Raw genomic sequence first — 25,782 nt, 5'->3', positions numbered from 1 at the left:
GCCGCATTATGATTTGGTTATTCACCAGCCATTTTCAATATTTTCCGGCAGGAGAAGCCAATGCAGGATGCCGACAACGACAACAGCGAAACGCCGACGGCCGAGGGATCGGAGCCGCCGCGCAAGATGCTGTCCCCGGCTGCCAGGCGCGCCCTTGCCGAAGCCGAGGAGCGGCGAAAGAACCAGAAGCCGCTGGAACTGCCGCCGGAGATCGGCGGCCGCGGCGGAGCCGAGCCTGCGCGCTTCGGCGATTACGAAATCAATGGCAGGGCGATCGATTTCTAAGCCAATATTTGTGTTGGCATCCTCGGTCGCAGCAGCATGGAACTAAGACTCCGGCTAATGACATCTGGCCGACAGGTATTTCAGCCGCATCTAGCTTGCGTGACCTCGCCGGCAATCTTCTTTCAGGCCTTCGCCCGTGAATGGATACGGCAAACCAAGCAGAATACGCGGAAACAAAAGAGCCGCCCGGAAGCCCTAAATGGGGCGACCGGAGCGGCTCGACATATCAGGCGGTCGCCTTGTTCTGCCGGTTGGCGATCAGATCGTCCACGACTGCCGGATCGGCGAGCGTCGACGTATCCCCGAGCGAGCCGAAATCGTCCTCGGCGATCTTGCGCAGGATACGGCGCATGATCTTGCCGGAGCGGGTCTTCGGCAGGCCGGGCGCGAACTGGATCTTGTCGGGGGCGGCGATCGGGCCTATTTCGGTTCGGACATGTTTCACCAGTTCCTGGCGAAGCGTGTCCGACCCATCATGACCCGCCATCAGCGTCACGTAACAATAGATGCCCTGACCCTTGATCGGATGCGGATAGCCGACGACCGCTGCTTCCGAGACCAGATTGTGCGAGACGAGAGCGGATTCCACCTCCGCCGTGCCGAGCCTGTGGCCTGAGACATTGAGAACGTCGTCGACGCGGCCGGTGATCCAGTAATAGCCGTCCGCATCACGCCGGCAGCCGTCTCCGGTGAAATACTTGCCCTTGTAGGTGGAGAAATAGGTCTGGATGAAGCGCTCGTGATCGCCATAGACCGTGCGCATCTGGCCCGGCCAGCTGTCGGTGATGCAGAGATTGCCGTCGGCCGGGCCTTCCAGCACCTTACCCTCGTTGTCGACAAGCTGCGGCTTGATGCCGAAGAATGGCGTCGTCGCCGAACCGGGTTTCAGATCGGTGGCGCCCGGCAGCGGCGTGATCATATGGCCGCCTGTTTCGGTCTGCCACCACGTATCGATGACAGGGCAGCGCTTGTCGCCGACGACATTGTAGTACCACTCCCAGGCCTCGGGATTGATCGGCTCGCCGACCGTTCCGAGCAGGCGCAGTGAAGAGCGTGAGGAGCGTGTGACGAACTCGTCGCCGGCACCCATCAGCGAGCGGATCGCCGTTGGTGCCGTATAGAAGATATTGACCTTATGCTTGTCGATGACTTCCCAGAAACGGCCTTGGTCCGGGAAATTCGGCACGCCCTCGAACATCAGCGTCGTCGCGCAGTTTGCCAGCGGCCCATAGACGATATAGGAGTGGCCGGTGACCCAGCCGACATCGGCCGTGCACCAGTAGACGTCGCCGTCATGATAATCGAAGACATATTCATGCGTCATCGCCGCATAGACGAGATAGCCGCCCGTCGTGTGCAGCACACCCTTTGGCTTCCCCGTGGAGCCGGACGTATAAAGAATGAAGAGTGGATCTTCCGCCCTCATCTTCACCGGCGGGCATTCCGCCCTCACGGTGGCGATCTCCTGATGATGCCAGAGATCGCGGCCCGGCGCCCAGCCGGTCTTGCCGCCGGTGCGGCGAACGACCAGAACCTTGTCCACGATCACGTGCTGGCGTGCTGCAATGTGAATTGCAGTATCGGTATTGTCCTTCAGCGGCACCGGCTTGCCGCCGCGCACGCCTTCGTCGCAGGTGATGACAAAGGTGGATTCACAGTCGACGATGCGCCCTGCCAGCGCCTCCGGCGAGAAGCCGCCAAAGACGACCGAATGCACCGCGCCGATGCGGGCGCAGGCGAGCATCGCATAGGCCGCTTCCGGGATCATCGGCATATAGATGGTGACGCGATCGCCCTTCTTGACGCCGTGCTTCTTCAACACGTTCGCCATGCGGCAGACATGCTCGTAGAGCTCGTTATAGGTGATCTTCTTGTCGATGTACGGGTTGTCACCTTCGAAGATGATGGCAGTCTGGTTGCCATGCGTCTTCAGGTGACGATCAATACAGTTGTAGGAGACGTTTGTCTGACCGTCCTCGAACCACTTGATCGAAACCTTGCCGGTAAAGGAAGTGTTCTTGACCTTGGTATAGGGCTTGAACCAGTCGATCCGCTTGCCGTGCTTGCCCCAGAACTTGTCCGGGTTTTCGACGCTTTCCTCGTACCATTTCAGGTACTTTTCCTTATCGATCAGGGCGCGCGCCTTCACCGGCTTCGTGACCGGATAGATCTTCTCCGACATGCAACTCCTCCTCATGGGACATGCGACGGGCCAGGTGAGCTATGCAGGCCCGGACTTGAAATCACGGCAATTCATAGCAGTTCGCATCGCCACGGCAATTAGACAAAGGTCATTTCATTTCGGAAGAATTGCAATTCTGCGACAGTGCGGTTATATAGCGCCATATTTCCCGGACATTGTGGTGACAATCCACGGACCGCGACCGGCGCGGACGATAGAAGGACTATATCCATGGCTCAAACACTGCTCATGCCGAAGGCGACAGCCATTTGGCTCGTCGACAATACGGCACTGTCTTTCGATCAGATCGCGCAGTTCTGCAAACTGCATCCGCTCGAAGTCAAGGCGATCGCCGACGGCGAAGCGGCGCAGGGCATCAAGGGCCTCGACCCGATCTCGACAGGACAGCTTTCCCGCGACGAGATTGCCCGCGCCGAGGCCAATCCGAACCACAAGCTGAAGCTTTCCGAACCGAAGGTGCGGGTGCCGGAATCCAAGCGCCGCGGTCCGCGTTATACGCCGGTTTCCAAGCGTCAGGACCGTCCGAACGCCATTCTCTGGCTGGTTCGCAACCATCCGGAGCTGAAGGACGCGCAGATTTCCCGCCTCGTCGGCACGACGAAATCGACGATCGAGCAGATCCGCGAGCGCACCCACTGGAACTCCGCCAACTTGGCGCCGATGGATCCGGTCACGCTCGGCCTTTGCAGCCAGATCGATCTCGACATGGAAGTGGAAAAGGCCTCCAAGGGCCGTCCGCTGCCGACCGCTGCCGAGCTCGGCGCAACGCTGCAATCGGCCCAGGACACCGAGCGCCTGACCCCGAGCTACGAGCGCGAGGAGGAAAAGGAAAGGGAAATCGACGCCGACGCCGTCTTCCGCAAGCTGAGCTCGCTGCGCTCGGCCCCGAAGGACGAGGACGACGATCAGTACTGAGATACCAGTCATCTCATGAAAAACCCCGCCGGTATGAGCTGACCGGCGGGGTTTTTTATTGCGGATGGCCTGTTTCGGATTAGCTGCGGAACAGGGTGAGGATGTTTTGCGCCGAGGTATTGGCGATCGAGAGCGACTGGATGGCGAGCTGCTGCTGCGTCTGCAACGCCGAGAGCTTGCTCGATTCCTCTTCCATATCGGCATCGACCAGGCGTCCGACGCCGGAGTCGATCGAATCGTGCAAGCCGCTGACGAACGTTTCCTGCAGCTGGATACGGGTCGAGATCGAGCCGAGCGCCGAGCCGGCGGCGGTCATGGCGCCGAGAACCAGTTCGATACCGGTCAGGGCTGCGTCGAGCTGTCCCTGGGTGAAATTGGTGATGTCGAGAGCATATATCGACGGCATGACGATGACGGCACCGCCATAGGTCCCGTTGAAGGCCGTACCAATGATACCGCTGGTCGTCTCGATCGCACCGGTACTGGTCATGCCGAAAAGCACGTTTCCAAGCGTGCCTGCATTGAGCACGTAGTCCGTCATCTTGACCGAAACGGCATTGCTGCCGTCGCGCACGAAAGACGAAACGACGCTCTTCGTGCCTGAGGCGCCGGCTACCCAGTTTTCGCCGGAGAAGGACGCCGATTGGGCAATGCTGAGCAGCTGCTCCTGAAACTGGTCGAGTTCCTGCTGGATCTTCGTCTTGTCGACGCCTTTTTCGGTGGCGGCGACGATCTTGGCCTTGATTTCGCTGACGACATCGAGCGCGCTATCCATGGCCGAATAAGCGGTATCGACCTTGGCTGCACCAAGCCCGAGCGCGTCGGAGACGGCCGAAAGCGCCTTGTTGTCAGAACGCATGGTCGTAGCAATCGACCAGTAAGCGGCATTGTCAGCCGCCTTCTCGACACGATAACCCGAGGAAACGCGACCCTGAGTGTCCTTGAGGCTATCGTTTACGCCGCGCAAAGTCTGCAGCGCTGCCATGGCAGCGTTGTTGGTGAGGATGCTTGTCATGATCCGTTCCACAATCGTTGAGAAAGGGGCAATCCGGACTAAGCCGGTAACGGCGACCGCGTCATGCAAAGCCTGCTATGCAAGCCATTGCCGTTAACAAATGCTTGCATCAACATGGTTAACAATTCCTCAATTAGGCTTACCGAAAGTTTAATTCACATCGGCAGGGAGCCTAAACCGCGTCCGCGGAGCGCCTCGGCAATTTCCTCTAAAATCGTTGGATCATCGATAGTTGCAGGCATTTTCCAGGGTATGCCGTCGGCGATCTTCTGCATCGTTCCGCGCAGGATTTTGCCGGAGCGTGTCTTCGGCAACCGGTTAACGGTGATGGCCGTCTTGAAGGCGGCGACAGGCCCGATCGAATCACGAATCATCGCCACGACCTCTGATTCGATCGCCGTCGTGTCACGGGAAACATGTCGTTTCAGCACCAGGAAACCGCAGGGCGCCTGACCCTTCAGCGCATCGATCACGCCGATAACAGCGCATTCGGCGACATCCGGATGACGCGCACAGACCTCCTCCATCGCCCCGGTCGAGAGCCGATGCCCGGCGCAATTGATGATGTCGTCGGTGCGCGACATGATGAAGAGATAGCCGTCCTCATCGACATAGCCGGCATCGGCCGTCTTGTAGTAGCCGGGGAACTCATCGAGATAGGCCGAGCGAAAACGGTCGTCCGCGTTCCAAAGGGTCGGCAGGCAGCCGGGCGGGAGGGGCAGCTTCACGACGATATTGCCGAGCGTTCCCGCCTCTATCGGATGACCGGCATCGTCCAGCACCGCAATATCATAGCCGGGCATCGGCAGCGCCGGCGAACCGTGCTTGACGGGAAGGGCGCCGAGACCCAGCGGATTTGCGGCGATCGGCCAGCCGGTCTCCGTCTGCCACCAATGATCGATGACGGGTATGCCAAGCATGCGCTCGGCCCATTTCAACGTCTCCGGATCCGCCCTCTCGCCGGCAAGAAACAGCGCCCGTAGATCCGGCATGGGATATTGGTGCATCAGTTCACCGTCACCGTCCTCCCGCCGGATGGCGCGGAATGCCGTCGGCGCCGTGAAGAGCACCCGCACCTGATATTCTGAAACGATGCGCCAGAATGCGCCTGCATCCGGAGTGCCGACCGGTTTTCCCTCGAAGATCAAAGTGGTTACGCCGGCGAGCAGCGGGGCATAGACGATATAGGAATGCCCGACAACCCAGCCGATATCCGAAGCCGTCCAGAAGACCTCGCCCGGTTTCAAGCCGTAGATATTCTGCATCGACCAGTTGAGCGCGACCATATGGCCGCCATTGTCGCGCACGACGCCCTTGGGTTGGCCCGTCGTGCCCGAGGTATAGAGGATGTAGAGCGGATCGGTCGCCTTGACGGAGACACAGGCGATCTCAGCGCCACGATGCTGCGCCACCGCCACCTCGAAATCCTGATCTCGACCGCTGACGAGATCTGCCCGAAGCTCCGGCCGCTGCAGCACCAGACAGCGCTCCGGCTTCGAACGCGCAATCTCGATCGCCTGATCGACCAGTGGCTTGTAGGCGACGATGCGACCAGGCTCGAGCCCGCAGCTCGCGGTGATCACCAGCTTCGCACCGCAATCGTCGATGCGCGCCGCAAGTTCGCTGGCGGCAAACCCGCCGAAAACGACGGAGTGAACCGCACCGATGCGGGCGCAGGCGAGCATCGAAAAGACCGCCTGCGGCACCATCGGCATATAAAGGATGACGCGATCGCCTTTGCCGACGCCGCGCTCGACCAAGGCTGATGCGATGGCCATCACCTCGCGAATCACCTCATCATAGGTGAAACGGTGCTTCTCGCCGTTCATTGCGCTGTCGAAGATGACCGCTGTCTCGCCGCCGCGGCCGGCAGCCACATGCCGGTCCAGGCAATTGTGGCATGTATTGGTTTCGGCATCTGAGAACCAACGGCCATAGACGCCGTCATTCGGCGAGAACACCCGCTCCGCTGGCTCGAACCAGTCGATGTCACTGGCCGCTTCGCGCCAGAAGGCTTCGGGATCGCGCTTCCAGGCCGCATAGGCCTGATGATAGCCGTTCTGCATCTGCTCCTCCCCAGGACATGCAAACCTAATCTAGGCGGCATTAAGGGGAACAGGAAGCCCGACCAAAGCAGCGTTTCAGCGCGTGCCGAAAATCGCTGATCCCACACGCACGCTGGTGGCGCCGAAGGCGATCGCCGTCCCGTAGTCGCCCGACATGCCCATGGAAAGTTTTTCGACGCCGCATTTGAGCGCGAGCTTCGCCAAGAGGGCGAAATGCGGCCCGGGATTTTCCTCGGCTGGCGGAATGCACATCAAACCTTCGATCGAAAGGCCGAGTTCGTCGCGGCAGAAGGCGACGAAGGCCGGCGTGTCGTCAGGAGCGATGCCGGCCTTCTGCGGTTCGAGCCCGGTATTGACCTGGACATAGAGCCGCAGCGCCTTGCCTTGCCGCTTCATCTCCTCGGCAAGCGCGCGGGCGATCTTTTCCCGATCTACCGTCTCAATGACGTCGAAAAGCGCCACAGCATCCGCCGCCTTGTTCGATTGCAGCGGTCCGATCAGATGCAGCTCGATATTCTGATGCTCTGCTTTCAGCGCCGGCCACTTGCCCTGGCTTTCCTGCACCCGGTTCTCGCCGAAGACACGCTGCCCGGCTTCGATGGCCGGGCGGATCGCGTCCGCCTCGAAGGTCTTCGACACCGCGACGAGCTGAACGGAACCCGCCGAACGACCTGCCTCGCGTTCCCCGGCCGCAATCCGCGACCGCACATCGTTCAAGCGCTCTTGAAGTTCCATCGTTCTGCCTCGACATACCAGCATGAAAGGATCGGCAATGAACTAACTAGCCAGCCTGTGCTTGCCAAGACCCGCCTTCGCGAAATCGCCTGGTCATGATCAAGATCGGACGCTCGCAGCGCCTGCAAAACTTGACGCTACGGTGGTTTCATGGTGAAGGTCTCGACCAACCTCCCCAGATTTTCCGGAAATACGAATACCATGGCCACCGAACGTTATAATCCGCGCGATGCCGAGCCCCGCTGGCAGCAAAAATGGAATGAAGACAAGGTCTTCGAAACCGACAATGCCGATCCGCGCGAAAAATATTACGTCCTCGAAATGTTCCCCTATCCCTCGGGGCGCATCCACATGGGTCATGTCCGCAATTACGCCATGGGCGATGTCGTCGCCCGCTACAAGCGCGCCCGCGGTTACAACGTGCTGCATCCGATGGGATGGGATGCCTTCGGCATGCCGGCGGAGAATGCCGCCATGGAGCGCGGCGTGCATCCCGCCTCCTGGACGTACCAGAATATCGGCTCGATGAAGGCGCAATTGAAGGCCATGGGTCTTTCGCTGGACTGGAGCCGCGAATTCGCCACCTGCGACGTCGAATATTATCAGCACCAGCAGCATCTCTTTCTGGATTTCCTGGAGAAGGGCCTGGTCTATCGCAAGCAGTCCAAGGTCAACTGGGATCCTGTCGACAACACCGTGCTCGCCAACGAACAGGTGATCGATGGACGCGGCTGGCGTTCCGGCGCGCTCGTCGAACAGCGTGAACTGACACAATGGTTTTTCAAGATTACCGACTTCAGCCAGGATCTGCTCGACGCGCTGGATACGCTCGACCAGTGGCCGGAAAAAGTGCGCCTGATGCAGAAGAACTGGATCGGCCGTTCGGAAGGCCTGACGATCCGCTGGGAGATCGTGCCGGAAACGGCACCTGCCGGCGAAAGCGAAGTCACGGTCTATACGACCCGGCCGGACACGCTCTTCGGCGCTTCCTTCCTGGCAATCGCCGCCGATCATCCGCTGGCAAAGGGTGCCGCCGCAAAGAACCCTGATATCGAAGCCTTCTGCGAGGAGTGCCGCCGCGCCGGCACCTCGCTCGCAGCACTCGAGACCGCCGAAAAGAAGGGTATGGATACCGGTATCCGCGTCCGGCACCCGCTCGATCCCTCCTGGGAGCTGCCGGTCTATATCGCCAATTTCGTTTTGATGGATTATGGCACCGGCGCGATCTTCGGCTGCCCCTCGGGCGACCAGCGCGACCTTGATTTTGCACGCAAATATGGCCTGCCGGTGGTGGCCGTCGTCATGCCGAGGGATGGCGATGCCGCAAGCTTCTCCGTCGGTGACACCGCCTATGACGGCGATGGCGTGATGATCAATTCACGCTTCCTCGACGGCAAGACGACCGAAGAAGCCTTCAATATCGTCGCCGACCGGCTGTCGGCCGCTTCGCTCGGCAATGCGCCGCAGGGCGAACGCAAGGTCAATTTCCGCCTGCGCGATTGGGGCATTTCTCGCCAGCGTTATTGGGGCTGCCCGATCCCGGTCATCCATTGCGATGATTGCGGTGTTGTTCCGGTGCCGAAGGCGGACCTGCCGGTCAAGCTGCCCGACGACGTCACCTTCGACCAGCCGGGCAATCCGCTCGACCGTCATCCGACCTGGCGCCATGTCTCCTGCCCGAACTGCGGCAAGGATGCCCGCCGCGAGACGGATACGATGGACACCTTCGTCGATTCGAGTTGGTATTTCACCCGCTTCACCGCGCCCTGGGAAGAAAAGCCGACCGATCCGGAGGCGGCAAACCGCTGGCTGCCGGTCGACCAGTATATTGGCGGCATCGAGCACGCGATCCTGCACTTGCTCTATTCCCGCTTCTTCACCCGCGCCATGCGCGAGACCGGTCACGTCGCCGCCACCGAACCCTTCAAGGGTCTCTTCACCCAGGGCATGGTGGTCCACGAAACCTATAGCCGTGGCGCCGGCGCCAGCCGCGAATGGGTGGCACCCGCTGATATCCGTATCGACGAACTCGACGGCAAACGCCGAGCTTTCCTGCTGACGTCGGGCGAGGAAGTCGCGATCGGCTCGATCGAGAAAATGTCGAAATCGAAAAAGAACGTCGTCGATCCCGACGATATCATCGCCTCCTACGGCGCCGATACCGCCCGCTTCTTTGTTCTGTCCGACTCTCCACCCGAGCGTGATGTCATCTGGTCCGAGGCAGGCGTCGAGGGCGCCCATCGTTTCACCCAGCGTCTGTGGCGCCTGATTTCCGAAGCAGCGGACGCGCTCTCCGCCGTTGCACCTGCGCCGGCAACCGATGGGGAAGCCTTGTCGATCTCGCAGGCCGCCCACAAGACGCTGAAGGCTGTCGAGAACGACTATGACAAGCTCTGGTTCAACAAGGCCGTTGCCCGAATTTACGAACTCGTCAACGCGCTGGCCGCACCGATGACGAGAGTTGCGGCAGGCGAGGGTGATGCCACCTATCGCGCGGCGGTGCGCGATGCCGTGGAGATCCTGATTCAGCTCGTCTCTCCGATGACGCCGCATCTGGCTGAGGAGTGCTGGGCCGCGCTCGGCAATGAAGGCCTGCTTGCCCGGACAGACTGGCCGCGCTACGACGAAACACTCGTCATCGAAAACGATGTCGTCCTGCCGGTACAGATCAACGGCAAGAAACGCGCTGAATTGACAATTTCTCGCGATGCAGATCAGAATGCCGTCACCGACGCCGTGCTGGATCTGGATGCGGTGAAGAACGCGCTGAACGGACAGGCACCGAAGAAGATCATCGTGGTTCCCCAAAGGATTGTAAACATTGTCGTTTGATATCGCTTGCAAGCTGGCCCGCAATGCCGGCATCGCCATGATCTTTGCCTCGGCGGCTTTTCTCTCCGCCTGCCAGGTCCGACCGCTTTACTCCGAGAATTCCGGTGTCGTCGAAAAGCTTTCCTCGGTCGGCTTTTCCCCAGCAAGCAGCCGCGTCGAGCAGCAGGTGCGCAATCGCCTGATCTTCCTTGCGTCGCGCGGTGCCGGTGAAGCGGTAAACCCGCAGTATCAGGTTGAGCTTCGCGCTACCTCGTCGGTTGCCGATACGCTCCTGACGGATTCCTCGGATACGTCGCGCGCCGGCCGTGTGACCGTCAGCGTCACCTACACGCTGCGTTCGGCAACCGACGATCACATCATCAAGGCCGGCAGCCGCGCTACCACGGCGCTGGTGGATTTTTCCGAACAGGAATTCGCCAAGCAGCGGGCGATCCGCGACGCGGAGAACCGCGCGGCGGATCAGGTGGCGGAATTCGTGGGAGCCGATATCGCCGCTGCCCTCAGCCGCTGAGGGCGGAGACGTGGCAGAGATAAAATCCCACGAATTCGAGACATTCCTGCAGAAATCGGCACGGAACTATCGGATTTACGTCATCTACGGACCGGATCGTGGTCTTGTTTCCGAACGGGCAAGCCAGCTCGCCGGCAAGAGCGGTGTTGCTCTCGATGATCCCTTCTCGCTGACGAAGCTCGATATCGGCGACCTGCAGAAAGACCCCGGTCGGTTGGTCGACGAGGTCCAGTCGATCGGCCTGTTCGGCGGTGAGAAACTGATCTGGATCCGCGGTGCTGCCAACGAGAAATATCTCGTCGATTCTTTGGCGCTGCTGGCCGAAAAACCACTCGAAGCCGCTTATCTGATCGTCGAGGCCGGTGACCTCAAGAAGGGTTCCCTGCTGCGCAAGACCGCGGAAGCCGCACGATCTGTCATGACGATCCCCTCCTATGCCGATGACAGCCGGGCCTTGAATGCTTTGATCGATACGGAGCTCGGTGCAGAAAAGCTCGGCATTACGCCGGCCGCGCGCCAGGCGCTGATCGCGTTGATCGGCGGCGACAGGATCGCTTCCCGAAACGAGGTGCGCAAGCTTGCTCTTTACTGCCGCGGCTTCGATACGGTCGAAGAACATCACGTTACCGAAATAATCGGCGACGCCAGCGCCATCTCGGTTGACGACGCCGTCGACGCCATTCTCGGCGGTGATCTCAACGCCTTTCTGCACGCCATGCATAAAATCAGCAGCTCGAAAACTGCAATCTTTCTCGTACTGCAGGCATGCCTGAAGCAATTCCAGCTTCTGGATTCTATGCGTGCCGAAATGGATGAAAAGCGGCTACAGCCGCCACAGATCATGCAGACGATGGGGCGGCATCTGCATTTCCGCCGCAAACCGATCATCGAACAAGCGCTGCGCCAATGGACCGCGGAAAGCATCGCCCGTGAATCCAATCGGCTACAGGCCGCTATTCTGCAAAGCAGACGGCGGCAGGTGCTGGAAGACAGCGTTGCGATGCAAACGCTGCTGTCCACCACCCTTCAATCCGGTCGGAAATCCGCCTGACCAGGGCACATTGACTGAAAATCACAACCGTTTTCTGAAAGCACGACGCGTTGATTCAAGGAGTTAGAGCGTCCTACAGCGCTCTAGCGCCTCTCGAGCAAACGGCAGATTTCCTCGAGCTGCTCTAGCGACTTATAGGAAATTTTGATCTGGCCGCCGCTTGCCTTGTGATTGATCGCAACATCAAGGCCGAGTGCATCGGAAAGTGTCCGTTCCAGCGCCAGCGTATCGGAATCTTTCTGATCTCGCCGCAATGTCGCCTGCTGCGGCTCCGATTGGGCCTTGATATTGTTTTGCGCCAGCTTTTCCGCATCACGCACCGACATGCCCTTGGCAACGATCGTACGGGCAAGACCTGCCGGGTCGGATGTCGAAACCAATGCTCGCGCGTGCCCGGCCGATAAGCTGCCGGCGGCAAGCAGATCGCGAACCGGATCAGGCAATTTCAACAGGCGCAACGAGTTGGCAACGTGGCTGCGGCTTTTGCCGATGATTTCGCCAAGGTCGTTCTGGGTGTAGCCGTATTCCGAGATAAGCTGTTCATAACCCAACGCCTCTTCCAGGGCATTGAGATCCGCGCGCTGCACGTTTTCGACAATCGCGATTTCCAGCGCGGTCTTGTCATCCACATCACGGACAATGACAGGAATCTCGATCAGCCCGGCAAGCTGAGCGGCGCGCCAGCGTCGCTCGCCGGCGATGATTTCATATCGATCCCGCGACATCGTCCGCACAACAATCGGCTGAACGATACCATGTTGACGAATGGAGCTTGCGAGATCGTGCAACTCCGAGTCATCGAAGAAACGACGGGGATTGCGGGGATTACGGCTGACGAACTCGATCGGGATCATTCTGTCGGCGTTGATAGTCCGCTCGGCTTCCACCGGGACAGGCTGATCCATTTCACCAATCAGCGCCGCAAGGCCACGGCCCAATCGCCGCTTTGATACATCGTCATTCATGATCTACACTCACCTACACCCCTAAAATGATATCACGCGGCCAGTCTTTGGCGTTCTCGCTGAATGACCTCGGAGGCCAGTTGCAGATAGGCCTGACTGCCCGCGCACTTCAAGTCATAGAGAATAGCCGGCTTACCGTAGGACGGAGCTTCGGAAACCCGGACGTTGCGCGGAATTAACGTGTGGTAAACCTTGTCCCCGAGATGCGTACGCACGTCATTGACAACCTGCTGGGCAAGATTGTTGCGCGCATCGAACATCGTCAAGACGATACCCTGAATATCCAGACGCGGGTTAACTGTCCGGCGAACCTGGCTGACGGTCTCAAGCAGCTGGCTCAGCCCCTCCAGGGCAAAGAATTCGCATTGCAGCGGCACCAGCACCGAATGCGCTGCCGCCATGGCATTCATCGTCAGCAGATTGAACGACGGCGGGCAATCCAGAAGAATGTAAGAAAACGCCATGGCTTCGGGGGAAGACAGCGCCTTCCGCAATTTAAACACCCGATCGCTCTGCTGCGAGATTTCCATCTCGATGCCGAGCAGATCCATGGTCGAGGGGACGATAAACAGATTAGGAACCGCTGTTTCGAGAGTCACTTCGGGGATCCCCCGATCACCGACCATAAGGTCGTAGGAGGACAGCTTGCGATCACGACGATCGATACCGAGGCCAGTGCTGGCATTGCCCTGCGGGTCGAGATCGACGATCAAGACGCGCTCGCCTATAGCAGCAAGCGCCGTTGCCAGATTGATTGCTGTGGTCGTCTTACCAACGCCACCCTTCTGATTTGCGATGGTGATAATCCGATGTCGTTCGCCAGCCATTGCCGCAATATCCGATCTGTTAAACCAAGCGCCGGAGATTTGATATTTCCAGAATAACAGATTTCTGCTCGACGGCGCTCTTATGTTCTAACAGATCGAATTCCCACCGACCACGTGCTTTGTCAATTTCCCTGAGGTAATCCCGGCCTTTATGAAAGAAGCCACGACAATTTTCCTTGCCAAGCATCCAGGGGGATGAATAACCGATGAGCGCCTCAAGATCCGCAAGGGCACGCGCTGAAATCGCACCGCATTCGCCAACTTCCGTATAAGCATCTTCGATTCGAATGCTATGGACGCTGCCGCGCGCATTTGTCTCCCGCAGCGCTGTCCGCAGAAACGCTGCCTTTTTGTGGTTGCTTTCGACCAGATGGACCCATCCACCTTGCAGCTCGGCCAGAAAAATGGCCGTAATGACGCCAGGAAAGCCGCCCCCACTGCCGAGGTCAACCCAGGTAGTCGGTTGAGGATGGATCTGAAAGATCTGGCTGCTATCAGCGATGTGCCGGTGCCATAGATCATCGAGTGTCGACGGCGCCACCAGGTTGATTGCTCTTGCCCACTTCTGAAACAGCGCTGCAAAGTGTTGCAACCGTTCCTGTGTTTCACGTGAAACACGCAAACCGTTTAATTCCATTCTGAAAGACTCTCAAATCTTGTAATCAAGCGCTATGGCGCTCGGCAGAGGATAATCGACGCAAATGTACGAGCAGCAGTGCGATTGCCGCAGGTGTCATCCCTTCAACGATTGCAGCCTGGGCAATATTGAAGGGGCGAGCAGCGCTCAGCTTTCCCTTCAGCTCGTTCGAGAGACCGGACAGCGCGTCATAGCTGAAATCAAGCGGTATCTGCCGTTCCTCGTCGCGTTGCTGATCGGCAATCGCCGCGGCTTGTCGATCGAGATAAACCGAATAGCCCGCCTCTATCTCCAACGCTTCCGCAACTTTCGGTCCAATCATACCGAGCTTCTCGGGCCAAACATGACGGAGCACGGTGAAATCATAATTCGGGTAGGACAACAAGTCATACGCGGTTCGGCGCTGCCCATCGAGATTGATATTCAAGCCCGCGCGACGCGCCTCATTCGGTGTAACCGCCAGCGACTGCAACAGCGCCCGGCTGGTTTCGATCTCTGCTTGGTAGGATGTGAATCGCTGTACTCGCGCGTCACTGACGCATCCAAGCCGAATGGCCAACGGTGTCAAGCGCATATCGGCGTTGTCAGCCCGCAAGGTCAGCCGATACTCCGCCCGCGAGGTAAACATTCGATACGGTTCCGTAACGCCGCGGGACGTAAGATCGTCGATCATGACGCCAATATAAGAACTGGTCCGGCTGAAATGGAACGAATCCGAATCGCTGCTTCGCAATGCAGCATTCAGTCCGGCTGCTAATCCCTGCGCGGCCGCCTCTTCATAGCCGGTGGTACCATTGATCTGGCCGGCGAGAAACAGGCCTTTCAGCCGTTTAACCTCCAGCGATGGAGTGAGCTCTCTCGGATCAACATGATCATATTCGATCGCATAGCCCGGTTGCAGTATTCTTGCCGCTTCGAGGCCGGGAATCGTTTTGATGAAGTCGGCCTGCACCTCCGCTGGCAAGGAGGTGGAAATCCCGTTCGGATATACCGTATCATCGTCCAGTCCCTCGGGTTCGAGAAAGACCTGATGTCCATCCCGCTCTCCGAATTTCACCAGCTTATCTTCGATCGACGGGCAATAGCGAGGTCCGACGCCTTCGATCTGCCCGGAATACATTGCCGAGCGCATAATGTTGTCGACAATGATGCGGTGGGTCGCTTCAGTTGTCCTGGTAACCCCGCATTCGATCTGTGGCGTCGTAATCGTGTCTGTCATAAAGGAGAAGGGGACAAGCTCCTCGTCAGCCCCCTGTCGACCGACGGATTGCCAGTCGATCGTCTTTCCGTCCAGCCGGGCGGGTGTGCCGGTCTTCAGACGTCCCAATCGCAGTCCCAGCCGGGCGAGGGTCGCAGACAATCCGATTGACGGCGCTTCACCGACACGTCCGGCCGGTGTCTTTTCCGACCCGATATGAATAAGACCGCGCAGAAAGGTTCCAGTGGTCAAAACCACCGCCGGCGCTTTCAGGGTCCGACCGTCCTTCATAATCACGCCAGCGACGCAACTATCGACAACGTCCAGATCAAACGCATCGCCTTCGATGATATCCAGGTTCGGCGTCGCTTCGATCGCCGCCAGCATTGCCAGGCGATAAAGCTTTCGATCCGCCTGCGTCCGCGGTCCTCGGACAGCCGCGCCTTTTTTCTTGTTGAGCATCCTGAATTGAATGCCTGCAACATCGGCGACGCGACCCATCAGGCCATCCATCGCATCGATCTCCCGAACAAGATGGCCCTTGCCCAGCCCGCCAATCGCCGGATTACAGGACATGACCCCGATCGTGTCCCGCCTATGCGTAATCAGAACGGTTTTTGCCCCGAGGCGCGCAGCTGCGCTGGCAGCCTCCGAACCCGCATGGCCGCCACCGATCACAATCACGTCGAAGACATTATCCGTCATTCAAGACTCCATATCCGGCAGGCGTTTCACGTGAAACCTTGCAGGGGGCTTTAGCCCGAAAGGTTTCACGTGAATCATTTGCCAATACAAAATTCGGAGAAGATTACCCCGAGCAGTTGTTCGACATCCACTCGTCCGGTAATTCTGCCCAAATAGTCCGCGGCAATTCGCAGCTGCTCGGTCCGCAGTTCAAGATTCACATCCGGCTGCGATATGGCCGCATCGAGCGCCGCTAAACATTTCGCTAGCGAATCCTTATGCCGCTGCCGGCTGGGGATTGCCATAGACAGGCCGGCAAAACGTCTCGCGACGATCTCGCCGATCAACCGCCGCAGTTCCGGCAGACCGTCACCCGTCGCGGTGGAAATCTGCAGATCATACCGACCCGAAGCGATTTCGGTCAGATCCTTCTTTGTCCCGACAGTAACATGCGGAGAGGACTGCTCCAAGTCGTCGGGAATCAGAGGTTTCGTCATGTCGACCAGCAGCAGGACTAGATCGGCATCACGCAGTGCTACGCGCGCGCGCCGCACACCTTCCTTTTCGACCCTGTCATCCGCCTCGCGAAGACCCGCAGTGTCATAGAGCCTGATCAGGTAACCATCAATGTCGAGGTCAACCTGCAAGACGTCGCGGGTGGTCCCGGCGATCTCCGTCACGATGGCGACGTCTCGACGCGCCAAGGCGTTCAACAGGCTCGATTTTCCCGCATTCGGAGCGCCGGCGATGACCACCTTGAAGCCGTCTCGGATAATCTCGCCGGCAGAAGCTGCCGCCAGGTGATCCTCGATACCGCTGCGAAGCTTCGCCAAATCGGCCCAGACCATATCCGATACCGACCCTGGAACGTCGTCCTCGTCTGGGAAATCAAGCTCCGCCTCGATCAGCGCTCGGGCACGCGTCAATCGTTCCGCCCACGAATCGTAAATTGCGGATAGCCCGCCTGCGCTATGTTCGACTGCAAGGCGCCGTTGCATTTCGGTCTCGGCGCCAATGAGATCGGCAAGCCCCTCAACTTCGACCAGATCAAGTTTGCCGTTCTCAAAAGCACGACGGGAGAACTCACCCTCGACTGCCATCCGAACACCCGGAATATCGCCAAGCGCGTGAAACAGCGCCGCCAGCACGGCTCTGCTGCCGTGGACCTGCAGCTCGGCAACATCCTCGCCGGTAAACGAATTCGGAGCAGGGAAAAACAGCACCAGGCCGCTGTCGATCGGCTGGTTGTTACGAGTCCGAATCGTTCGGTGAGATGCATGCCGGGCTGCCGGAACGGATCCGACGAGCTTCACCAATATGTCTCTGGTCAGCGGGCCGCTGATTCGAATGACTGAAACACCCGAAGGCAGGGCACCGCTCGAGAGCGCATATATGGTATCATTCAACACGGCCATATCGCTTGGTCCATCGGAATCGAAATCGATTCCTTCAAATAGAAAAGCTGGCGACATCATGACGATGCCTCCAGCTCTCGCAAGGTGAATCCGGCTAAGGATCAGGTATTCATCGAATCGAAGAAGTCGGAATTGTTCTTCGTCTGCTTGAGCTTGTCGATAAGGAATTCGATCGCATCGGTCGTGCCCATCGGGGCCAGGATGCGGCGGAGCACGAAGATCTTCTGCAGGTCCTGGCGTGGAACGAGAAGATCTTCCTTGCGTGTGCCCGACTTCAGGATATCCATCGCCGGGAAGATACGCTTGTCGGCGACCTTGCGGTCGAGGACGATTTCCGAGTTGCCGGTACCCTTGAATTCTTCGAAGATGACTTCGTCCATGCGGCTGCCGGTATCGATCAGCGCCGTGGCGATGATAGTCAGAGAGCCGCCTTCCTCGATGTTACGCGCCGCGCCGAAGAAGCGCTTCGGCCGCTGCAGAGCGTTGGCGTCCACACCGCCGGTCAGGACCTTGCCTGACGAGGGAACGACCGTGTTATAGGCACGGCCCAGGCGCGTGATCGAATCGAGCAGGATGACAACGTCGCGGCCGTGTTCGACAAGGCGCTTGGCCTTCTCGATGACCATCTCGGCGACCTGCACGTGACGCACGGCCGGTTCGTCGAAGGTCGAGGAAATAACCTCGCCGCGAACCGAGCGCTGCATGTCGGTGACTTCTTCGGGGCGTTCATCGATCAGCAGGACGATCAGATAGCACTCCGGATGGTTGGCGGTGATCGAATGCGCGATGTTCTGCAGCAGCACGGTTTTACCGGTGCGCGGTGGTGCGACGATCAATCCACGCTGGCCCTTGCCGAGCGGCGCCACCAGATCGATCACACGCGGCGACAGATCCTTGGTGGTGGGGATATCCAGTTCCATCTTGAAGCGCTCGTTCGGGTAGAGCGGCGTCAGATTGTCGAAATGAACCTTGTGACGGATCTTTTCCGGATCGTCGAAATTGATGGTGTTAACCTTTAGCAGCGCGAAATAGCGCTCGCCTTCCTTCGGCCCACGAATGGGGCCTTCGACCGTATCGCCGGTTTTCAGCGAGAAACGGCGGATCTGCGATGGGGAGATGTAAATATCATCCGGGCCCGGCAGGTAGTTTGCATTGGCCGAACGCAGGAAGCCGAAACCGTCCTGCAGCACTTCGACGACGCCTTCGCCGATAATTTCGACATCCTGGCTGGCAAGCATCTTGAGGATCGCAAACATCAGCTCCTGCTTGCGCATCGTGCTTGCATTCTCGACCTCGAGCGATTCGGCAAATGCCAGCAGATCCGTCGGGGATTTACTCTTAAGTTCCTGAAGCTTCATTTCAGCCATGAAGTGACCAATACTCTTTTCAATTTCAAAGGGGAAAGGCGATGTTGGGTCGTATTCGGTACCGCGAAAGGGCTCGCAGACGACTGAACTCTACACACATGCCACGTAGATGAGATGCGCGGAAAATAGCGACTCGCAATCGCTGCCGCAAGAGGGCTGCTTAAAATGAAGCAAATTTAACCTGAGGACTATTTTCCTCAGAACGGCTTCACCACGACGAGGATGACGATCACGATCATCAGCACCGTCGGGGCTTCGTTCATGAACCGCCAATAGCGCGCCGAGCGGCGGTTTTCATCCCGCTCGAAAGCCCTGACGGCGCGGCTGAAAAACATATGAACACCGGTCAGCAGTACGACGAGACCGATCTTGGCATGCAGCCAGCCACCCTGGAACCCATAAACCGACCAGGCGAGATAGAGGCCAAAAATCCACGTCAACATCATCGCCGGCGTCATGATGATCCGAAGCAGCCGGCGCTCCATCACCTTGAAGGTTTCCGACTGCACCGAGCCGGGCTCCGCATCGGTGTGATAGATGAACAGCCTCGGCATATAAAACAGCCCGGCCATCCAGGAAATGACCGCGATGATGTGCAGCGCCTTGATCCAGAGATAGAGATTATCGGGGTTCCAGGCAAAAAGCCCGACCGCCATCAGCGCAAAGAAGGCCAGCGCAAAATGGGCCCGGCGCCGGGCGTAAGCGCCAGATCTCCGCTCCGTCTGCTTTTCCATCGTCACGCCCCGCCTCGCACGCGATCCACAAGCAGACGCACATGCTCTGGGTCGGCCTGCGGTGTAATGCCGTGACCGAGATTGAAGATCAGCGGACCATTGCCGAGATGCTGCAAAATATCGTCGATGCCTTCCTCCAGCGCCCGGCCGCCGGCAACGACCCGCATCGGATCGAGGTTGCCCTGAACCGGTCCATCCTTCTGAAGTTCGGCTGCAAAGGCCAGCGGGACCGACCAGTCGAGGCCGATTGCATCAGCACCCGTCTTCTGCCGATAGGTCTTGAGCTGATAGCCGGCGCCCTTGGCAAAAGCGATGATGCGAGCATGCGGCCGTCGCGATTTGACGGAAGCAATCATCCGTGCAACCGGCCTGATCGCAAACGTCTCGAACTCCTTCTCGCCGAGAACACCTGCCCAGGAATCAAAGATCTGCACGGCATCGGCGCCGGCATCGATCTGTGCGACGAGATAATCGGCCGATACGTCGGCAAGCAGCATCAGCAGGTGCTCGAAAGCGCGGGGATGCTTGTAGGCGAAAAGACGGGCAGGGGCCTGATCCGGCGTGCCGTGACCGGCGATCATGTAGGTCGCAACCGTCCATGGTGCGCCGCAGAAGCCGAGCAGCGTCGTCTCCACTGGCAACTCTTCACGTAGCCGCCGCACCGTCTCCAGAACTGGCCTGAGATAATCGACAACCTCTTCGCCGTTCAAACTGCCGATACCGGCTTCATCGATCGGATCCATCTCCGGCCCATGGCCCTCGGTGAACCGGACATTCCGCTTCATTGCGTCTGGAATGACCAGGATATCGGAAAACAGAATCGCAGCATCGAAGCCATAGCGGCGGATCGGCTGCAATGTCACTTCGACGGCGTGGTCAGGCGTGTAGCAGAGATCGAGAAAACTCCCTGCCTTTGCCCGTGTCTCCCGATATTCCGGGAGATATCGTCCTGCCTGTCTCATCAGCCAGAGAGGAGGAGGGGAGATGCTCTCGCCACTCAGAACCCTCATGATCTTTCGGCCCGTATCGCTCAAGCGCTTCTTCCCTATAATAAAACAAAGATGTTTTAAAAGGTTTCTATTTCTTAGAGTCGGTGACTATCAAGGATTAAAATCCATCCACCGCCGATGCCATTTGTCGCGCGCCGGCAAAACAACATCGGAAGAATTTGTCCATCTCGCCCGAATTTCGGGTAGAAGCCGAATCTGAAAGTGATTCCAGATCCTTCCGGATCGGCCTGTTTCCTCATAGCTGTGGATAGGCTGTGGACGAGCTTTCAGGAAATAGATCTCTTCCCCATCGTCCACAGGGCCAATCGAAACCGATCCGCAGAATCCGAAATGTGGATAAGGAGGCATGTTTTCCCTTGCCCGAGACTGCCTCGTAGCCGTAGCTCTGTTTCATCCAGTGTTTTCAACAGGCAGCGGAAAATAGCGTGGAGAACAGAACGAACTTCTTTCATCTGCATCTGATTTCTGACTCAACGGGAGAGACTCTGATCTCCGCCGGGCGCGCCGCGTCGGCGCAGTTCAGATCGGCGCAGCCGATCGAACATGTCTATCCGCTGATCCGCAATCGCAAGCAGCTGCTGCCGGTTCTCCAAGCGATCGATGACGCACCCGGCATCGTGCTCTACACCATTGTCGACCGGGAGCTTGCAAGCCTCATCGATGAGCGGTGCATCGAGATGGGTGTCGCCTCAGTGAATGTGCTGGAGCCGGTGATGAATGCCTTCCAGATCTATCTCGGCGCCCCGTCTCGCCGTCGAGTGGGCGCTCAGCATGTTATGAATGCCGGCTACTTCGCGCGCATTGAAGCGCTTAATTTCACCATGGATCACGACGACGGCCAAATGCCCGACGATTACAACGATGCCGATGTCGTGATCATCGGCATCAGCCGTACGTCGAAAACACCGACCAGCATCTATCTTGCCAACCGAGGCATCAAGACGGCGAACATTCCGATCGTTTATGGCGTGCCATTGCCCGAGAGCCTCTTCGTGGCGAGCAAACCGCTGATCGTCTGCCTGATCGCCACCACCGACCGTATTTCCCAGGTGCGGGAAAACCGGGTGCTCGGGGTGACGCAGGGTTTCGATCGCGAACACTACACCGATCGCGCCGCGATTTCGGAGGAGCTGAAATATGCCCGTTCTCTTTGCGCCCGTCATAACTGGCCGCTGATCGACGTCACCCGCCGCTCAATCGAGGAAACAGCCGCGGCAATCGTTGCCCTGCGGCCGAAGCTGCGTTAAGCGCTGACGAAAAGCCGGCACGCCGAGGAACCTATGACGCCGAAACTCATCCTTGCATCGTCGAGCCCCTTTCGCCGGATGCTGATGGAAAATGCCGGTCTGTCCTTCGAGACACATGCCGCAAGAATCGATGAACGGGCCGTCGAAGCGCCGCTGGAAAAAGCCGGCGCTAAGCCTGATGCCGTGGCCCTCGTCCTGGCCGGGGCCAAGGCGGAGGAAGTCAGCAGCCGTTTTCCGGCTAGCCTGGTCATCGGTTCGGATCAAACAATGTCGCTCGGCGACCGTGTCTTCCATAAGCCGAAAGACATGGTCGACGCGGCTGGTCATCTTCAAGCCCTTTCGGGCGTAACCCACCGACTGAACAGCGCCGTCGCCATCGTCAGCGATGGCGTGGTCCTGTGGGAACATCTTGCGCATGCGGAGCTGACGATGCGACCGCTCACGATCGAGTTCATCACCAGACATCTGGCGCGGGTTGGCGAACGGGCGCTTTCCAGCGTCGGCGCCTATCAATTGGAGGGGGAGGGCATCCAGCTCTTTGAAAAGATCGAGGGTGATTATTTCACCATTCTCGGCTTGCCGATGCTGCCGCTCTTAAAAAAATTGCGAGAACTCGGAGCGATCGATGGGTGATTCACGTGAAACATTGGGGCCGAGGGCCTTTGTCACCGGCTTTCCCATCAGGCATTCGCGCTCGCCGCTAATCCACGGATATTGGCTGAAGACTCTCGGCCTGCCGGGCAGCTACCGCGCCCATGAAGTGGCGCCCGAGGCCTTTGCCGATTTCATTCACTCTCTGAAAGATGGCAGTTCCGGCTTTGCCGGAGGCAATGTCACCATTCCCCACAAGGAATTGGCGTTCCGGCTCGCTGACAAGCCGGACGCGCTATCGTCCGAACTTGGCGCCTCAAACACGCTCTGGCTGGAGGATGGCGCCCTGCATGCGACGAATACCGACGGTCGTGGCTTCATCGCCAATCTAGACGAACGCCATCCCGGCTGGGACCGGCATGGCACGGCCGTCGTCTTTGGCGCCGGCGGCGCCAGCCGGGCGATCATCCAGGCAGTCCGTGATCGCGGTATCAAGGAGATCCACGTCGTCAACCGCACCGTCGAACGCGCGCGTGAACTCGCGGATCGTTTTGGCCCGCGTGTCCGGCCCCACCCGGCCGGGGCGCTTGCCGAAGTCATGAAAGGGGCCGGCCTCTTCATCAATACCACCTCGCTCGGCATGGACGGCGAGCCGGCGCCGCAACTCGATTTCTCGCCTCTTGCAGCCGATGCCGTCGTCACCGACATCGTTTATGTGCCCTTGAAGACGCCGATCCTGACGCAGGCGGAAGAGCAAGGATTTTCGACGGTCGATGGTCTGGGGATGCTCTTGCACCAGGCCGTGCCCGGGTTCGAAAAATGGTTCGGCCAGCGTCCCATCGTCGATGCAGCGCTGCGCGCGCTCATCATCGCGGATATGGACGCACACTGATGCTGAAGATCGGCCTCACCGGCTCCATCGGAATGGGAAAATCAACGGCGGCAAAGCTCTTTGCCGATGCCGGAATCCCGGTGAACGATTCGGATGCCGTAGTCCACGATCTCTATGCCGGCGAGGCTGCACCGCTGGTGAATGCCGCCTTCCCCGGCACGATCAAGGATGGAGCAGTCGACCGGCGTGAACTCGGCCGCCAGCTCGCTCGTGATCCTGACGGCTTCAAACGCCTGGAAGCGATCGTCCATCCGCTGGTTCGCAAACGCGAGACGGAATTTCTGAAGCGACAACGCGCCGCCGGCGCCGACATGGTATTGCTCGATATTCCATTGCTTTTCGAAACCGGTGCCGAGGCAAGGGTGGATGTCATCGTCGTCGTCAGCACTGATCCACAGATTCAGCGCCAAAGGGTGCTTGCGCGCGAAGGCATGACCGAGGAAAAATTCGACATGATTCTCTCACGCCAGACGCCGGACACGGAAAAACGGCGCCGGGCCGATTATCTGATCGACACCAGTCACAGTATCGCGACGACGAGGGAACGGGTGTTCGAGATCGTCGCCGACCTGAAAACGCGGATTGCCAAGGGAGATTTTCGGAATGCGTGAGATCATCTTCGATACGGAAACCACCGGCCTCGACAACCGCGCCGATCGCATCATCGAAATCGGCGGCATCGAGCTCTTCAATCATTTCCCCACGGGCAACACGATCCATATCTTCATCAATCCTGGAGATCAGAAGGTTCATCCCGATGCGCTCGCCGTGCATGGCATCACCGATGAATTCCTGAAGGACAAGAAGCCTTTCGCGGACGTCGCCGAACAAATCCTTACCTTCTTCGGCGATGCGAAGTGGATTGCCCATAACGCCACCTTCGATATGGGCTTCATCAACGCGGAATTCGCGCGAATCGGTTTGCCGCCAATCCTGCCGGAACGGGTGCTCGATACCCTGTCGATGGCGCGCCGCAAACATCCGATGGGGCCGAATTCGCTCGATGCGCTCTGCCGGCGCTACGGTATCGATAATTCGCACCGCACCAAACACGGCGCGCTGCTCGACTCCGAACTGCTTGCCGAAGTCTATATCGAGATGATCGGCGGCAGGCAGGCGGCGCTCGGCCTCGGCATGGCCGGCAAATCCAACCAGGCAGCTCGCGGTGAGGCGGGGATGGAAGATGACGTGGTAATTGCCGCCGTGCTCGAGCGGCCCCGGCCGATCGCCCCGCGCCTCAGCCAATCCGAGGAGCAGGCGCATGAGGCGCTCGTCGCCAAGCTCGGTGAAAAAAGCGTCTGGGCGAAATACGCCAACCTCGATTAAACCGTCTTCAATTGAAAATGCCCGGGACCAGCCCGGGCATCCGCATTTCAGACAGGAAAGAGCCGTCAGTTCGGAACGGCCTGAACCTTGGCGCGGGCCTGTTCTTCGGCAACGCGCTGAGCGAACATTTGCGTGAAATCGATCGGGTCGATCATCAGTGGCGGGAAACCACCGTTGCGGGTGACGTCGGCGATGATCTGACGGGCGAAGGGGAAGAGCATGCGCGGGCACTCGATGAAGAGAACCGGAAGCATGTGTTCCTGCGGGAAACCGGCAACGCGGAAAACGCCGCCATAGGTGAGTTCGGCATGGAAAACCGTCTTGTCGCCGTCCTTGGCTTCGGCATTCAGCGACAGCACGACATCGAAATCCGTATCGGAAAGCGGGTTGGCGTTGACATTCACATTGATATTGATCGTCGGCGCCTTGTCGCGGGCCTGCAGCGAACGCGGAGCACCCGGATTTTCGAAGGACAGATCCTTGGTATATTGCGCAAGGATCGAAAGGGTGGGGTTGGCCGCACCGTTGCTGTTGTTATCGTCTGCCATTGGCTTTTCCTCGAGGGGCATGGGAATGGTGCCGCCATCTAACATTTCAGGGAAGGGCTTACAACCCTGGGCGCTTGGCCCGGTTGATCAGCCACAGTGCCTCAATCGCTAAGATGCTTGCCAGACCACGGCGAGTTGCGGTCCGGCTCTCTATGATAGTCCTCCTCGTCGAGATCGACCACCTTCGAGTTCGGCTTGCGGTCGCGGAAATCGGGCTGCGGACGCGAGGAAGAGCCGCCCCTGGCATTGACGACGACGAAGCGTTTGGCGATCGCCCGCCAGACGAGATCGCGCACCGGCGGAATGAGAATGAGGATCGCGATGATATCGGACAGGAAGCCGGGAATGATCAGGAGCAGCGACGCGATGACGTTCATCGCCGGCCGCAGCAGGTCGCGGCCCGGCATCACCCCGTTTCGTCCTTCGCTCGACATGCGGCGCAAAATACCGATGCCCTGCCGGCGCAGCAGAACCACGCCGAGAACGAAACCCAGCATGACGAGCGCCAGCGTCAGCCACAATCCGATAGCCTGGCCGACGACGACGAAACCGGCAATTTCGGCGAGCGGCAGCAGCAGAATGAAGGCTGGCAGGATCGAAAAACGCATGTCGGTCATGTCCCGGGCTCGCCGGTCTCCTCTTGGCGCCGGCGAAGATGCCAGCCATCATTTGAATCATCTGTATAGGCAGACTATATGGGAGTACAAATCAGAGATGTTAACGGCGGC

General features: G+C 58.9%; 24 protein-coding genes. 10 read left to right on the top strand and 14 right to left on the bottom strand.

The genetic code is table 11. From position 1 onward, the window contains the following. The first annotated feature begins 60 nt into the window (after nucleotides 1-60). Nucleotides 61-285: a DUF1674 domain-containing protein gene (locus G9X64_RS32690; protein ID WP_065282598.1), complete on the top strand. Its 225-nt coding sequence runs from the start codon at nucleotides 61-63 to the stop codon at nucleotides 283-285. Nucleotides 286-511: 226 nt separating this feature from the next. Here the strand turns inward: G9X64_RS32690 and acs are convergent, their stop codons facing one another. Further along, nucleotides 512-2,467, bottom strand: coding sequence for an acetate--CoA ligase (gene acs / locus G9X64_RS32685; protein ID WP_171378223.1), 1,956 nt, complete (start codon nucleotides 2,465-2,467; stop codon nucleotides 512-514). A 231-nt stretch (nucleotides 2,468-2,698) separates the two neighbouring features. Here acs and G9X64_RS32680 point away from each other — a divergent pair, with 231 nt between their 5' ends. After that, entirely contained in the window at nucleotides 2,699-3,403 is a 705-nt protein-coding gene (locus tag G9X64_RS32680) for a DUF1013 domain-containing protein (RefSeq protein ID WP_171378222.1), read from the top strand. 79 nt (nucleotides 3,404-3,482) lie between these two features. On the opposite strand, the gene G9X64_RS32675 is transcribed toward G9X64_RS32680, so the two are convergent. The 3 genes from G9X64_RS32675 to G9X64_RS32665 all read right to left on the bottom strand — a co-directional run bounded on the left by G9X64_RS32675 (nucleotide 3,483) and on the right by G9X64_RS32665 (nucleotide 7,219). Further along, nucleotides 3,483-4,418 (bottom strand): flagellin N-terminal helical domain-containing protein, encoded by a 936-nt coding sequence (locus G9X64_RS32675; RefSeq protein ID WP_168309228.1) that lies wholly within the window; start codon nucleotides 4,416-4,418, stop codon nucleotides 3,483-3,485. Between the two features lie 155 nt (nucleotides 4,419-4,573). Beyond that, nucleotides 4,574-6,484: a propionyl-CoA synthetase gene (locus G9X64_RS32670; protein WP_171378221.1), complete on the bottom strand. Its 1,911-nt coding sequence runs from the start codon at nucleotides 6,482-6,484 to the stop codon at nucleotides 4,574-4,576. A gap of 75 nt (nucleotides 6,485-6,559) precedes the next feature. Further along, the gene (locus tag G9X64_RS32665; protein ID WP_171378220.1) at nucleotides 6,560-7,219 is read right to left on the bottom strand and encodes a YggS family pyridoxal phosphate-dependent enzyme; all 660 of its coding nucleotides are present in this window, start codon (nucleotides 7,217-7,219) and stop codon (nucleotides 6,560-6,562) included. A gap of 201 nt (nucleotides 7,220-7,420) precedes the next feature. Here G9X64_RS32665 and leuS point away from each other — a divergent pair, with 201 nt between their 5' ends. The 3 genes from leuS to holA are packed head-to-tail and all read left to right on the top strand — an operon-like array spanning nucleotide 7,421 to nucleotide 11,613. Then, entirely contained in the window at nucleotides 7,421-10,051 is a 2,631-nt protein-coding gene (leuS, locus tag G9X64_RS32660) for a leucine--tRNA ligase (RefSeq protein WP_171378219.1), read from the top strand. Then, the gene (gene lptE, locus G9X64_RS32655; RefSeq protein ID WP_171378218.1) at nucleotides 10,041-10,562 is read left to right on the top strand and encodes an LPS assembly lipoprotein LptE; all 522 of its coding nucleotides are present in this window, start codon (nucleotides 10,041-10,043) and stop codon (nucleotides 10,560-10,562) included. The genes leuS and lptE overlap by 11 nt, the downstream gene beginning before the upstream one ends. A 10-nt stretch (nucleotides 10,563-10,572) precedes the next feature. Beyond that, a complete protein-coding gene (gene holA / locus G9X64_RS32650; RefSeq protein ID WP_171378217.1) occupies nucleotides 10,573-11,613 on the top strand; it encodes a DNA polymerase III subunit delta in 1,041 nt (346 codons plus the stop codon). An 83-nt stretch (nucleotides 11,614-11,696) separates the two neighbouring features. Here the strand turns inward: holA and G9X64_RS32645 are convergent, their stop codons facing one another. The 8 genes from G9X64_RS32645 to hemE form a co-directional block, all read right to left on the bottom strand. Then, nucleotides 11,697-12,578, bottom strand: coding sequence for a ParB/RepB/Spo0J family partition protein (locus tag G9X64_RS32645; protein WP_168309234.1), 882 nt, complete (start codon nucleotides 12,576-12,578; stop codon nucleotides 11,697-11,699). A 32-nt stretch (nucleotides 12,579-12,610) separates the two neighbouring features. Continuing rightward, nucleotides 12,611-13,405, bottom strand: a complete 795-nt coding sequence (locus G9X64_RS32640; RefSeq protein ID WP_011654065.1) for a ParA family protein — start codon at nucleotides 13,403-13,405, stop codon at nucleotides 12,611-12,613. Nucleotides 13,406-13,424: 19 nt separating this feature from the next. Beyond that, nucleotides 13,425-14,042, bottom strand: a complete 618-nt coding sequence (gene rsmG, locus G9X64_RS32635) for a 16S rRNA (guanine(527)-N(7))-methyltransferase RsmG (protein WP_171378216.1) — start codon at nucleotides 14,040-14,042, stop codon at nucleotides 13,425-13,427. A 25-nt stretch (nucleotides 14,043-14,067) separates the two neighbouring features. Next, the gene (gene mnmG, locus G9X64_RS32630; RefSeq protein WP_171378215.1) at nucleotides 14,068-15,945 is read right to left on the bottom strand and encodes a tRNA uridine-5-carboxymethylaminomethyl(34) synthesis enzyme MnmG; all 1,878 of its coding nucleotides are present in this window, start codon (nucleotides 15,943-15,945) and stop codon (nucleotides 14,068-14,070) included. A 74-nt stretch (nucleotides 15,946-16,019) separates the two neighbouring features. Beyond that, nucleotides 16,020-17,339 (bottom strand): tRNA uridine-5-carboxymethylaminomethyl(34) synthesis GTPase MnmE, encoded by a 1,320-nt coding sequence (mnmE, locus tag G9X64_RS32625; RefSeq protein WP_171378299.1) that lies wholly within the window; start codon nucleotides 17,337-17,339, stop codon nucleotides 16,020-16,022. Nucleotides 17,340-17,440: 101 nt separating this feature from the next. Beyond that, entirely contained in the window at nucleotides 17,441-18,706 is a 1,266-nt protein-coding gene (gene rho / locus G9X64_RS32620) for a transcription termination factor Rho (RefSeq protein WP_011654069.1), read from the bottom strand. 197 nt (nucleotides 18,707-18,903) lie between these two features. Continuing rightward, complete coding sequence (hemJ, locus tag G9X64_RS32615) at nucleotides 18,904-19,440, bottom strand: protoporphyrinogen oxidase HemJ (protein WP_171378214.1); 537 nt, start codon at nucleotides 19,438-19,440, stop codon at nucleotides 18,904-18,906. 2 nt (nucleotides 19,441-19,442) lie between these two features. Further along, complete coding sequence (gene hemE / locus G9X64_RS32610; protein WP_171378213.1) at nucleotides 19,443-20,474, bottom strand: uroporphyrinogen decarboxylase; 1,032 nt, start codon at nucleotides 20,472-20,474, stop codon at nucleotides 19,443-19,445. Nucleotides 20,475-20,875: 401 nt separating this feature from the next. On the opposite strand from hemE, the gene G9X64_RS32605 reads away from it, so the two are divergent. The 5 genes from G9X64_RS32605 to dnaQ are packed head-to-tail and all read left to right on the top strand — an operon-like array spanning nucleotide 20,876 to nucleotide 24,506. Then, on the top strand, nucleotides 20,876-21,697 hold the full coding sequence (locus G9X64_RS32605; protein WP_011649834.1) for a pyruvate, water dikinase regulatory protein: 822 nt from the start codon (nucleotides 20,876-20,878) through the stop codon (nucleotides 21,695-21,697). 33 nt (nucleotides 21,698-21,730) lie between these two features. After that, nucleotides 21,731-22,330, top strand: coding sequence for a Maf-like protein (locus G9X64_RS32600; protein ID WP_168314951.1), 600 nt, complete (start codon nucleotides 21,731-21,733; stop codon nucleotides 22,328-22,330). Then, nucleotides 22,323-23,180, top strand: a complete 858-nt coding sequence (locus G9X64_RS32595) for a shikimate dehydrogenase (RefSeq protein WP_171378212.1) — start codon at nucleotides 22,323-22,325, stop codon at nucleotides 23,178-23,180. Before G9X64_RS32600 ends, G9X64_RS32595 begins: the two co-directional genes overlap by 8 nt. After that, nucleotides 23,180-23,791: a dephospho-CoA kinase gene (gene coaE / locus G9X64_RS32590; RefSeq protein ID WP_168314953.1), complete on the top strand. Its 612-nt coding sequence runs from the start codon at nucleotides 23,180-23,182 to the stop codon at nucleotides 23,789-23,791. The genes G9X64_RS32595 and coaE overlap by 1 nt, the downstream gene beginning before the upstream one ends. Then, a complete protein-coding gene (dnaQ, locus tag G9X64_RS32585; RefSeq protein WP_168309242.1) occupies nucleotides 23,784-24,506 on the top strand; it encodes a DNA polymerase III subunit epsilon in 723 nt (240 codons plus the stop codon). Before coaE ends, dnaQ begins: the two co-directional genes overlap by 8 nt. Before the next feature lie 65 nt (nucleotides 24,507-24,571). Here the strand turns inward: dnaQ and secB are convergent, their stop codons facing one another. Next, entirely contained in the window at nucleotides 24,572-25,054 is a 483-nt protein-coding gene (gene secB / locus G9X64_RS32580; protein ID WP_003544086.1) for a protein-export chaperone SecB, read from the bottom strand. A gap of 101 nt (nucleotides 25,055-25,155) precedes the next feature. Beyond that, on the bottom strand, nucleotides 25,156-25,662 hold the full coding sequence (locus tag G9X64_RS32575) for an FxsA family protein (RefSeq protein ID WP_168309285.1): 507 nt from the start codon (nucleotides 25,660-25,662) through the stop codon (nucleotides 25,156-25,158). Nucleotides 25,663-25,782: the final 120 nt, after the last annotated feature.

Origin of the sequence: Rhizobium sophorae (assembly GCF_013087515.1) — a bacterium.
GTDB lineage: Bacteria > Pseudomonadota > Alphaproteobacteria > Rhizobiales > Rhizobiaceae > Rhizobium > Rhizobium sophorae.
The sequence above is the reverse complement of the archived record's forward strand: the minus strand, read 5'-3'. Positions and strand labels throughout refer to the sequence as shown.

Bases quoted from the DNA above. Each gene is read 5' to 3' on its own strand.
- G9X64_RS32595 (WP_171378212.1), top strand. From the start codon at position 22,323: ATGGGTGATTCACGTGAAACATTGGGGCCGAGGGCCTTTGTCACCGGC.
- rsmG (WP_171378216.1), bottom strand. From the start codon at position 14,042: ATGGAATTAAACGGTTTGCGTGTTTCACGTGAAACACAGGAACGGTTG.
- coaE (WP_168314953.1), top strand. From the start codon at position 23,180: ATGCTGAAGATCGGCCTCACCGGCTCCATCGGAATGGGAAAATCAACG.
- mnmE (WP_171378299.1), bottom strand. From the start codon at position 17,339: ATGGCCGTGTTGAATGATACCATATATGCGCTCTCGAGCGGTGCCCTG.
- secB (WP_003544086.1), bottom strand. From the start codon at position 25,054: ATGGCAGACGATAACAACAGCAACGGTGCGGCCAACCCCACCCTTTCG.
- G9X64_RS32645 (WP_168309234.1), bottom strand. From the start codon at position 12,578: ATGAATGACGATGTATCAAAGCGGCGATTGGGCCGTGGCCTTGCGGCG.
- G9X64_RS32640 (WP_011654065.1), bottom strand. From the start codon at position 13,405: ATGGCTGGCGAACGACATCGGATTATCACCATCGCAAATCAGAAGGGT.
- acs (WP_171378223.1), bottom strand. From the start codon at position 2,467: ATGTCGGAGAAGATCTATCCGGTCACGAAGCCGGTGAAGGCGCGCGCC.
- G9X64_RS32680 (WP_171378222.1), top strand. From the start codon at position 2,699: ATGGCTCAAACACTGCTCATGCCGAAGGCGACAGCCATTTGGCTCGTC.
- G9X64_RS32665 (WP_171378220.1), bottom strand. From the start codon at position 7,219: ATGGAACTTCAAGAGCGCTTGAACGATGTGCGGTCGCGGATTGCGGCC.
- hemJ (WP_171378214.1), bottom strand. From the start codon at position 19,440: ATGGAAAAGCAGACGGAGCGGAGATCTGGCGCTTACGCCCGGCGCCGG.
- G9X64_RS32575 (WP_168309285.1), bottom strand. From the start codon at position 25,662: ATGCGTTTTTCGATCCTGCCAGCCTTCATTCTGCTGCTGCCGCTCGCC.
- G9X64_RS32675 (WP_168309228.1), bottom strand. From the start codon at position 4,418: ATGACAAGCATCCTCACCAACAACGCTGCCATGGCAGCGCTGCAGACT.
- rho (WP_011654069.1), bottom strand. From the start codon at position 18,706: ATGGCTGAAATGAAGCTTCAGGAACTTAAGAGTAAATCCCCGACGGAT.
- G9X64_RS32690 (WP_065282598.1), top strand. From the start codon at position 61: ATGCAGGATGCCGACAACGACAACAGCGAAACGCCGACGGCCGAGGGA.
- G9X64_RS32670 (WP_171378221.1), bottom strand. From the start codon at position 6,484: ATGCAGAACGGCTATCATCAGGCCTATGCGGCCTGGAAGCGCGATCCC.
- G9X64_RS32600 (WP_168314951.1), top strand. From the start codon at position 21,731: ATGACGCCGAAACTCATCCTTGCATCGTCGAGCCCCTTTCGCCGGATG.
- leuS (WP_171378219.1), top strand. From the start codon at position 7,421: ATGGCCACCGAACGTTATAATCCGCGCGATGCCGAGCCCCGCTGGCAG.
- dnaQ (WP_168309242.1), top strand. From the start codon at position 23,784: ATGCGTGAGATCATCTTCGATACGGAAACCACCGGCCTCGACAACCGC.
- mnmG (WP_171378215.1), bottom strand. From the start codon at position 15,945: ATGACGGATAATGTCTTCGACGTGATTGTGATCGGTGGCGGCCATGCG.